The organism is Streptomyces sp. CNP082 (genome assembly GCF_059570535.1).
Map to the genome: position 1 here is coordinate 1 of NZ_JCANSZ010000110.1, position 9,241 is coordinate 9,241.

8 protein-coding genes are annotated in these 9,241 nt (G+C 72.8%); 2 read left to right on the plus strand and 6 right to left on the minus strand.

What is annotated here, in order from left to right; genetic code table 11:
- On the plus strand, nt 1–342 hold a 342-nt coding region (locus tag B124_RS36350; protein WP_496506088.1), incomplete at its 5' end, for an alpha/beta hydrolase family protein.
- Between the two features lie 39 nt (nt 343–381).
- On the opposite strand, the gene B124_RS36355 is transcribed toward B124_RS36350, so the two are convergent.
- From B124_RS36355 to B124_RS36380, 6 genes are all read right to left on the minus strand, one after another.
- The gene (locus tag B124_RS36355) at nt 382–2,388 is read right to left on the minus strand and encodes a GAF domain-containing protein (protein WP_496507303.1); all 2,007 of its coding nucleotides are present in this window, start codon (nt 2,386–2,388) and stop codon (nt 382–384) included.
- 14 nt (nt 2,389–2,402) lie between these two features.
- Nucleotides 2,403–3,458, minus strand: a complete 1,056-nt coding sequence (locus tag B124_RS36360; protein ID WP_496507297.1) for a branched-chain amino acid ABC transporter permease — start codon at nt 3,456–3,458, stop codon at nt 2,403–2,405.
- On the minus strand, nt 3,455–4,324 hold the full coding sequence (locus B124_RS36365; protein ID WP_496507298.1) for a branched-chain amino acid ABC transporter permease: 870 nt from the start codon (nt 4,322–4,324) through the stop codon (nt 3,455–3,457). Before B124_RS36365 ends, B124_RS36360 begins: the two co-directional genes overlap by 4 nt.
- Nucleotides 4,325–4,388: 64 nt before the next feature.
- Nucleotides 4,389–5,645, minus strand: coding sequence for an ABC transporter substrate-binding protein (locus tag B124_RS36370; RefSeq protein ID WP_496507299.1), 1,257 nt, complete (start codon nt 5,643–5,645; stop codon nt 4,389–4,391).
- Nucleotides 5,646–5,699: 54 nt separating this feature from the next.
- Entirely contained in the window at nt 5,700–6,374 is a 675-nt protein-coding gene (locus B124_RS36375; RefSeq protein ID WP_496507300.1) for an ABC transporter ATP-binding protein, read from the minus strand.
- A gap of 10 nt (nt 6,375–6,384) precedes the next feature.
- On the minus strand, nt 6,385–7,272 hold the full coding sequence (locus tag B124_RS36380) for an ABC transporter ATP-binding protein (protein ID WP_496507301.1): 888 nt from the start codon (nt 7,270–7,272) through the stop codon (nt 6,385–6,387).
- 74 nt (nt 7,273–7,346) lie between these two features.
- Between B124_RS36380 and B124_RS36385 the strand changes: the two genes are divergently transcribed.
- Nucleotides 7,347–8,957, plus strand: coding sequence for a long-chain fatty acid--CoA ligase (locus B124_RS36385; protein WP_496507302.1), 1,611 nt, complete (start codon nt 7,347–7,349; stop codon nt 8,955–8,957).
- The last annotated feature ends 284 nt before the right edge of the window (nt 8,958–9,241 follow it).

Here is a 9,241-nt window from a genome sequence, read left to right on the forward strand (position 1 = left end):
GGCTGGGGCGGGCCGTGGCCGCGGGTGGCGGTCTGGCACGGCACGGGCGACACCACGGTGGTGCCGGCGAACGCGGCCGAGTCGCGTGACCAGTGGACGGACGTCTGGGGTACGGGTCAGACGCCCGCGGAGACGACGGCGCTGCCGGGCGGCACGACGAGGGCTTCGTACCAGGACGCGTCCGGCCGCCCGGTGGTGGAGACGTACACGGTCTCGGGCATGGGCCACGGCCTGGCCGTCGACCCGGGTACGGCGCCCGGGCAGTGCGGCACCGCGGGCACGTACTACCCGGACCGCATCTGCTCCAGCTTCTACACCGCGCAGTTCTGGGGCCTGCTGTGACACCGGCGCCCGGCGGGCCCGGCCGCCCGGCCGGGCCCGTCACCTCGCCGCCGCGGGCGGGGAGAGCATGGCGTGCACCTTCACCGCCAAGTGCGCCTGGAGCCCGTGGTCGCCATGCCGCCACTGCGGGCCCAGCAGCGCGGTGATGCGGTCGATGCGCTGGTAGAGGGTGTTGACGTGGACGTAGAGTGCCGCCGCCGTGCGGGTGAGGTTGGCGTCGCAGGCGAAGTAGGTCGTCATGGTGCGGGCCAGGTCGCCGCTGCGGCGCTCGTCGTAGTCGAGCACCGGGCCGAGGGTGCGGCGTACGAAGCGGCGCAGCTCGTCGCGGCCGGTCTGGTGGAACAGCAGGCCGTACACGCCGAGTTCGTCAGGGGAGGCGCCCTCGCCGTCGCGGTCCAGGGCGAGCAGCACGTCCAGGCAGCGCACCGCGTCCGGGTGGGCTTCGACGATGGCCTCAAGGCCGGCGGGTGCCGCCGCGGCGCCGACGGTGACCGCCGTGTCCAGGGTGCGCCCCAGGTGCTCGGCGAGGGCGCGGGCCTGCCCGCCGGGGTCCGCGTCGCCGGACAGCAGGACGACGACGTCGCCGTGGTGCTCGCCGGCCAGGCCGCCGTGGCGGGCCGCGTAGGGGGCCGCGGCGTCCGCGATGCGCCGGCGGGACGCGCCGTTGCGTGACCTGGCGGTGAGCACGGTGTGCGGGCGGCCGTGGGCGATGCCCATCAGAGCGGCCCGGCGGCGCAGCCCTTCGGGGTCGCGGTGGGGAGACGACAGCAGGTCGTCGAGGAACTCGCCGCGCAGCCGGTGCTCCGCCTCGGCCACGGTCCGCTCCCCGAGCAGCAGCAGCGCCGTGACCATCGCCGCCCGCTCCAGCAGCCGCACGTCGTCGGCGCCGATGCGGCGGCAGAGCAGCAGCAAAACGCCCTGCACCTCGCCGCCGGCGACCACGGGGGTGGCGCAGGCGGCCGAGCCGCCGTCGGTGGCCGGTACGCGGCGCGTCCTGCGCGCGTCGGTGCTCAGCACCCGTGCCTCGCGTACGGCACGCGCCGCCGGACAGGAGTCGGGCAGCGCGCCCTCGGCGCGGGCCTGTTCGACCACCGGGTCGCTGCCGGCCGCCGCCATGGTGCGACCGCGCGGATCGAGGACCAGCAGGCCGCCGCCGAGCACTTCGGCGAGGGTGTCGGCGACGTCGGCGAGGCCGCCGCCGTCCAGGACTATCCTGGTCAGCCGCTCGTGCAGGGCCGCAGCCCGCTCGATGGACTCGCTGTGCGCCTGGATGACCGCGTTGGCCTCGGTGAGTTCGTCGACGGTGCGGCGCACGTCCTGGAAGAGGGTGGCGTTTTCGATGGCGATGGCCGCGTGGTTGGCGAGTGAGACCAGCAGTGCCACCTCGGCCGGCGAGAACGGGCGGGCGCGGCGGTTGGCGGCGAAGAGCACGCCGATGACCCGGTCGCCAAGGGACAGCGGCACGCCCTGGATCGCGGTGACGCCCTCGCCGCCCACGGTGTCGTCGATGGTGTGGTCGAAGCGCGGGTCGTTGAGGTAGTCGGGGGTGTGGTAAGGCACGCCCGTCTTGGCGACGAGGCCCCCGAGTCCCGCGCCCATTGCGAGCCGCACCTGCTTGAAGGCGTCGGTGCGGATGCCGTCGGTCACGCGCATGTACGTGTCGCCGCGGTCGTCGTCGTTGAGCATGAGGTACGCGGCGTCGGTGCCGATGAGCTGGCGGACCCGGCGGACGATCGCCTGCAGCACGGCCTCCAGATCGCGCAGCGAGGACAGGTCGCCGGCCGTCTCGTACAGCGCGGCCAGTTCCGCCTCGCGCCGGCGGCGCTCCTCCAACTGCGCACGCACCGCGAGGGCGTCGTCGACCAGGGGGCGCAGCGCCTCGGCGGTCTCGCCCTGCGCGCCGGCGAGCAACTCCTCGTAGTCCGCCCCGGAGGCGCCTTCGCGCAGGAGGCGCAGCAGGCGCTGCGCGGCCCGTTCGGCCGCCCGTTCTGCCGCCCGTCCGGCCGCGCCCGCGCCGTGGGCGGTGCGGGGCAGGTCTGTGCCCATCGCGGCCTCCTCACTCACGGCTCCTTGATCAGAGAGCGCTCCGGCCGGTCGCCGCCGGCGGGGTCACGAACCGTACCGTGCCCGGACTCGGCGGACGGCATGCCCGTGCCGCCCGGGCGCCGCTGGAGCAGGTACGAGACGGTTCCCCAGATGCCGCGGCGGAACAGCAGGACGACGAGGATGAACAGGCTCCCGGTGACGATCCCGACCTCGTCGAACCCGGAGGTGGACAGCCAGTCCTCCAGCCGCACGACCGCCGCGGCCCCCAGCAGGCCGCCCCACAGGGTGCCGATGCCGCCGAGCACCGTCATGACGACGACCTTGCCCGAGGTCGTCCAGTACACCTCCTGCAGCGAGGCGAACCCGTGGTTGACGGCGTACAGCCCGCCCGCGAGCCCGGAGAGGAACGCGGAGACGGTGAAGACGACGACCTTGTAGCGGTCGACGGAGTAGCCGAGCGCGCGGGCGCGCGCCGGGTTGTCCCGGATCGCGGCGACGACGCGGCCGAACGGCGAGTGCACGATGCGCCAGGCGGCGGCCAGGCCGGCCAGGACCAGCGGCAGCGCCGCGTAGTAGTAGACGAAGGAGTCCGACAGGTCGAGGCCCGGCAGTTCGCGCGGGATGCCCTGCAGGCCGTTCTCACCGCCCGTGAGGTCCCCCCACTGGTTGGCGATGAAGTAGATCAGCTGCGCGAACGCCAGGGTGACCATGGCGAAGTAGATGCCGCTGCGGCGTACGGCGAGCAGGCCGATGGGTATGGCGACGACCGCGGCGGCCACCGCGCCGCCGGCGACCGCGAGCGGAAAGGGCACGCCGGCGTGGATGGCGACGAGCCCGGTGGTGTACGCCGAGGTGCCCCAGAAGGCGGCGTGGCCGAACGACAGCAGCCCGGCGTGCCCCAGGAGCAGGTCGAACGCGACGGCGAACAGGCCCCAGCAGAGGATGTCCGCGGCCACGGGCGGATAGAGGACCCACGGCAGTGAGAAGACGGCCACCAGGCCCGCGGCCAGCAGCCCCCAGCGCAGCCAGGCGGGCCTGGTGCCGAGGCGGTCGAGCAGGGCGAGGATCATAGGGCGTGCTCCTCCTTGCCGAAGAGTCCGGCCGGCCGGAACAGCAGCACCACGGCCATCAGGACGAAGACCGACGTCTGCGAGAGGACGGGGACGTAGAGGTTGCCGAGGGCCTGGAGCATCCCGATGGCGAAGCCGGCGACCACGGCGCCCGGGATGGAGCCGAGCCCGCCGATGACCACGACGGCGAAGACGGCGATGACCAGGTCCGCCCCCATGCCCGAGTTGACCGCGCGCATCGGCGCGGCGAGCACCCCGGCCAGCGCGGCGAGCGCGACGCCGAAGCCGAACACGGGCGTGACCCACCGGCCGGTGTCGATGCCCAGCGCCCGGGTCAGCTCGGGCCGTTCGGTCGCGGCGCGCACCACCGTGCCGACCCGGGTGCGGGTCAGCAGGAGCCACACCGCGAGGCAGACGACGGCCGCGGCGCCGAGGACGAAGACCTGGTACGCGGGGTAGTCGAAGAGCCCGAGGTCGACGGAGCCGGGGAAGGGGCCCTCGTCGTACGGTCTGGACTGGGCGCCGTACTTCATGCGCAGCAGGTCCTGGCAGACCAGCGCGATGCCGAAGGTGAGCAGGAAGTTGTAGAGCGGGTCGAGGGCGGCGAGCCGGTGGATGAGCACCCGCTCCAGGACCATGCCGGCCAGCGCCGCGGTGAGCGGCACCAGCAGCAGGGCCCACCAGAACCCGAGTCCGGCGGTGTCCTGGAGGGCCACCGCGCCGAACGCGCCGAGCATGTAGATGGCGCCGTGCGCGAAGTTGACGACGTGGAGCATGCCGAAGATGACGGCGAGGCCGAGGGCGAGCAGCGCGTAGAAGCCGCCGGAGACCAGGCCGTTGAACGTCTGTTGCAGGAAGGAGGTCATCGTGGTTCCCGTCCGTCCGCCGCAGCTCGGGCGGGGTGCGCGGGCTGCGGCCGGTGGTCGCCGGTCAGGACATCGAGCAGTCGGGGGAGGGGGGTCCGAACGCCTCGTCGGCGGGGATGGTCTCCACCTTCTCGGTGAAGTCGCCTTCGGTCTCGCTGTCCGCGGGGTCCTTGACCCGGGCCAGGTAGGCGTCGTGCACCACACGGTGGTCGGCCGCGCGCACCTCGGCGTTGCGGGCGAAGAAGTCGTCGAACTTCATGCCCTCCAGCTCCTTGTTGACCTCCTCCGGATCGTCGGTTCCGGCGCGCTGAACGGCCTCCAGGTAGTGCGTGGCGGCGGAGTAGTTGGCGGCGTGGTCGAAGGTCGGCCACGTGCCCGCCTCCTCCCGGAACCGCTCGGCCCACTTCCGCGACTCCTCGTCGACGTTCCAGAACCAGGCGGAGGTGAACATCGTCCCGGCGAGCTTGTCCTGCCCGATCGCCCTGATGTCGGTGTCGAACATCAGGCCGATGGCGAGCTGGATGCCCTTGTCCCTGAGCTTGAACTGCTGGTACTGCTTCACGACGTTGACCAGGTCACCGCCCGCCTGCAGCGTGCCGAGCACGGCGGGCGCCGGCTTCTTCGCGGATGCCTTGAGCAGGAAGGTGGAGAAGTTGTCGTTGGGGAACGGGGTCGGGTCCTTGCCCACCACCTCACCGCCGGCCTCCTCGATGGCGGTGCTGAACTCGTTCTCCATGTCCTGGCCGAAGGCGTAGTCCGGGTAGATGAGGTACCAGCTCTCGCCGCCCTGCCTGGTGACCTCGGTGCCCGTGCCGTTGGCCAGCATGTAGGTGTCGTACGCCCAGGCGTAGGTGTACGGGTTGCAGGACTCGCCGGCCAGCTCGGTGGTGGCGGCGCCGACGTTGAAGTACAGCTTCTTCGAGTTCTCCGCGACGGTCGCCACGGCGAGCGCGGCGGAGGACGTCGGCACGTCGAAGACGGCGTCGGCCTTCTCGCGCTCGTACATGCTCCGCGCCTGCGTGTTGGCGATGTCGGGCTTGTTCTGGTGGTCCGCCGAGATGACCTCGATGTCGTCGGTGACCGCGTCCCCGCCGTGCTTCTTCTCGAAGTCCGCGACGGCCATCTCCACCGCGGTGACCGCGTCCTCGCCGGCCAGTTCCGCGTACACGCCCGAGAGGTCGGTGAGCACCCCCAGCGTGATCCCGCCGTCGCTGATCTTCCCGCCGCCGGAGCCCGGTCCGCCGCCCCCGCACCCCGCCAGCAGCGATCCCGCTACCACCGTGGCCGTGGCGACCGCGGCTTTCGACCATGTGCGTCCCATGGTTTCCTCCTTGAAGTGGTCGGCGTGGCCGATACGGCCCTTGCGATGGCCGGGCTACAGGCCCAGGTAGCCGAGGAGTTCGTGTTCGCGCTCCCGCACGTCGTCGTTGGCCAGTGACTCGGCGATCCGGCCGCGGTCCAGCAGGTAGTGGCGGTCGGCGACGGTGGTGGCGAAGCGCAGGTTCTGCTCCACCAGCAGCACCGCCGCCCCGTGCCGCTTCGCCTCGCGCAGGATCTCGCCGATGTGCTCGACGACGATCGGTGCCAGGCCCTCGGTCGGCTCGTCGCACAGCAGCACCCGTGCGCCGGTGCGCAGGACCCGGGCGAGGGCGAGCATCTGCTGCTCGCCGCCGGAGAGCTTGCCGCCGGGGCTCCGGCGGCGTTCGCCGAGCACCGGGAACTCCTCGTAGACGCGCGCCAGCGGCCAGGGCGAAGCCCCCTTCGCCGGGGGCAGCGTGAGGTTCTCCTCCACGCTCAGCCCCGCGTAGATGCCCCGGTCGTCCGGGACGTACCCGAGGCCGCGGCGGGCCCTGCGGTGGGGCGGCACGGCGCTGAGGTCCCGGCCCGCCAGGCGGACGGTCCCGGACACGCGCCGGTGCAGTCCCATCACGCAGCGCAGGAGCGTCGTCTTCCCCGCCCCGTTGCGGCCCACGAGGGTCACGACCTCGCCCGCCCCGACGTCCAGCGACACCTCGCGCAGCACCTCGGCCTCGTCGTAGTGGGCGCTCACGCCCCGCACCTCAAGCAACGCCGGCCCCCAGGTACGCCTCGACGACCCGCGGGTCGGAGCGGACGGTGCGGTACGCACCCTCGGCGAGCACCCGGCCGCGCTGGAGCACCGTGACGGTGTCCGCGAGCGAGCCGACGACGCTCATGTTGTGCTCGACCAGCACCACGGTGCGACCGGCGCGGATGCGGTCCACCAGCGCGACGGTACGGTCCACGTCCTCCAGGCCCATGCCTGCCGTCGGCTCGTCGAGCAGCAGCACCCGGGGATCGAGGGCGAGCGCGAGCGCCAGCTCCAGCGCGCGCTTCTGCCCGTACGGCAGGCTGCCCGCCGGCGCCTCGGCCCGCTCGGCCAGGCCCACCTGGTCCAGCAGCTCCAGCGCCCGGCCGGTGAACCGTGCCAGCAGCCTGTCCGAGCGCCAGAACCTGCGGCCCAGGCCGGTGCCGGCCAGCAGCGCGAGTTCCAGATGAGCGCGTACCGTCACCGCCGGGAAGAGGCTGGTGACCTGGAAGGAGCGCGCCACACCGAGGCGCGCCACCTTCTCGGGCGGCAGCCCGGTGATGTCCTGCCCCGCCACCTCGATCCGCCCCGCCGACGCCGGCAGGAAGCCGGTCAGCAGGTTGAACAGCGTGGTCTTCCCGGCCCCGTTGGGGCCGACGAGGGCGTGGACGGTGCCCTCCGCGACGGCCAGGTCCACCTTGTCGACGGCGCGGAAGCCGTCGAACGACCTGGTCAGGTTGTGGGTGGACAGGATGGCGCGCGGGAGCGGCGGAGTGCCGCCGCTCGTCGTTCTCGTCGTGCTCGTCATGCCGACCTCGGATGCCGCGGGATGGGTTGCCGACAGGGCGTCAGCGTCGGGGAGAACGTAGAAGCGGACGGCACGCGCGACTACGGAGGACATCTCCACAAGGGGGTGGTGCGGAGTGTGGGATTCATCCGTGGTCCGGGTCCGGGGCGCCGGTCAACATGTCCGCCATGGCGATGATGGACATCCCGCTCAACAGCTGGCTGCTGTTCGACCACGGGCCGCGCTACTTCCACGACACCGAGGTCGTCACCCGCCTCCCGGACGGCAGCGAGCACCGGTACACCTACGCGGACTTCGGCCGCCGCGCGCAGCAGCTCATGCACGCGCTCGACGCGCTGGCGCTGCCACCGGGCGCGAGGGTGGCCACCCTGGCCTGGAACGGCTACCGGCACCTGGAGGCGTACTGGGCGGTGCCCTGCACCGGGCGGGTGCTGCACACCCTGAACGTGCGGCTGTCCGCCGACGAACTCGCCTACGTCATCAGGCACGCGGAGGACCGCGCCGTCCTCGTGGACGCGGACCTGCTTCCGCTGCTGGCGCAGGTGGCCGAGCGCGGCGGCCTCGCGGGCGTGGAGCACGTGGTGGTGCTCGGCGACCGGGTGCCGCCCGGCACCGCGCTGCCGGGCGCCGTCGCGTACGAAGAGCTCATCGCCGCGCAGCCGGAAGCGTACGAGCCGCGCGAGATCGACGAACGGGCGCCGCTCGGCCTGTGCTACACCTCCGGCACCACGGGACGGCCCAAGGGCGTGGTCTACACGCACCGTTCGACCATGCTGCACGCCGTCGCCGGCTCCTCCCGGGCCGCGATGTCCATCGGCCCCGGCGACGCGGTGCTGCCGGTGGTGCCGATGTTCCACGCCAACGCGTGGGGCCTGCCCTACACCGCCACCCCGTACGGCGCCAAGCAGGTGTTCTACGGCGGGCCCCTGGACGCGACCGCGCTGGTGGAGCTGATGGCCGCCGAGCGGGTCACCGTCGCGGCCGGCGTGCCGACGGTGTGGATGGCCGTGGCGGACGCCATCGCCGCCCGCGGCGGCGGACTGCCGGACGTACGGCACCTGCTGTGCGGCGGGGCCCGGCCGGCGCGTGCGCTCATCGAGCGCTACCGCACCGAGTTCGGCATCCCGCTGGTGCAGATCTGGGGAATGACGGAGACGTCACCGCTGGCCAGCGTCGCCTGGCCGAAGGAGCACATGCGCGGCTGGGACGAGGAACGGCTCGCGGACGCCGTCCGCGGCATGGCGGGACTGCCCCTGCCGGGGGTGCAGACGCAGATCCGGGACGGCGCCGGGCGCCCGCTGCCCTGGGACGGCGCGTCGATGGGCGAGCTGCTGGTACGCGGCCCCTGGGTGGCCGACGCGTATCTCGGCGGCGAGGGCGGCGGGCAGTTCACCGAGGACGGCTGGTTCGTCACCGGCGACATCGCGACGGGGTCGCCCGACGGCTACTTCGTCATCACCGACCGCGCCAAGGACCTCGTCAAGTCGGGCGGGGAGTGGATCTCCTCGGTCGACATGGAGTCGGCGGTGATGGCCATGGACGCGGTCGCCGAGGCGGCGGTGGTCGCGGTACCGGACGAGAGGTGGTCGGAGCGACCCCTGGTGTGCGTCGTACCGCGCCCCGGTGCGGCAGTCACCCTGGACGAGGTGCGTGCGCACCTGGAGCGCAGCGGCTTCGCCCGCTGGCAACTGCCGGACCGCGTGGAACTGGTGGACGCGGTGCCCCGCACCGGCACCGGCAAGTTCGACAAGAAGGCGCTGCGCGCGCGCTTCGCCTAATGGGACGTGCCGGGTCGGTGAGACTCGGTGCCGTAGCCGCCAGCAGGTGAGCACTTTCTTCGCCGGAAGCATCCGACTTCTGTGGTCAGACCGTGCCCCTGCTGGTCGGCCTGGAGGCCAGACCGTTGATGGGGTGGCGTGCCTGCCCCATGGGGCGTGAGCACTGGATCCATTAGGCCGCGTGCCGCGCCTTCCGCAGGCTGCAGAGGAAGCGAAGTTCCTGACCAGGAGGACGAGTTGCTGCTGATCGGCGATGACTGGGCCGAAGACCACCATGACGTCGA

Excerpts from the sequence above, each read along its gene's own strand:
- B124_RS36385 (WP_496507302.1), top strand. The coding sequence starts at position 7,347 with ATGGCGATGATGGACATCCCGCTCAACAGCTGGCTGCTGTTCGACCAC.
- B124_RS36365 (WP_496507298.1), bottom strand. The coding sequence starts at position 4,324 with ATGACCTCCTTCCTGCAACAGACGTTCAACGGCCTGGTCTCCGGCGGC.
- B124_RS36370 (WP_496507299.1), bottom strand. The coding sequence starts at position 5,645 with ATGGGACGCACATGGTCGAAAGCCGCGGTCGCCACGGCCACGGTGGTA.
- B124_RS36355 (WP_496507303.1), bottom strand. The coding sequence starts at position 2,388 with ATGGGCACAGACCTGCCCCGCACCGCCCACGGCGCGGGCGCGGCCGGA.
- B124_RS36360 (WP_496507297.1), bottom strand. The coding sequence starts at position 3,458 with ATGATCCTCGCCCTGCTCGACCGCCTCGGCACCAGGCCCGCCTGGCTG.
- B124_RS36380 (WP_496507301.1), bottom strand. The coding sequence starts at position 7,272 with ATGTCCTCCGTAGTCGCGCGTGCCGTCCGCTTCTACGTTCTCCCCGAC.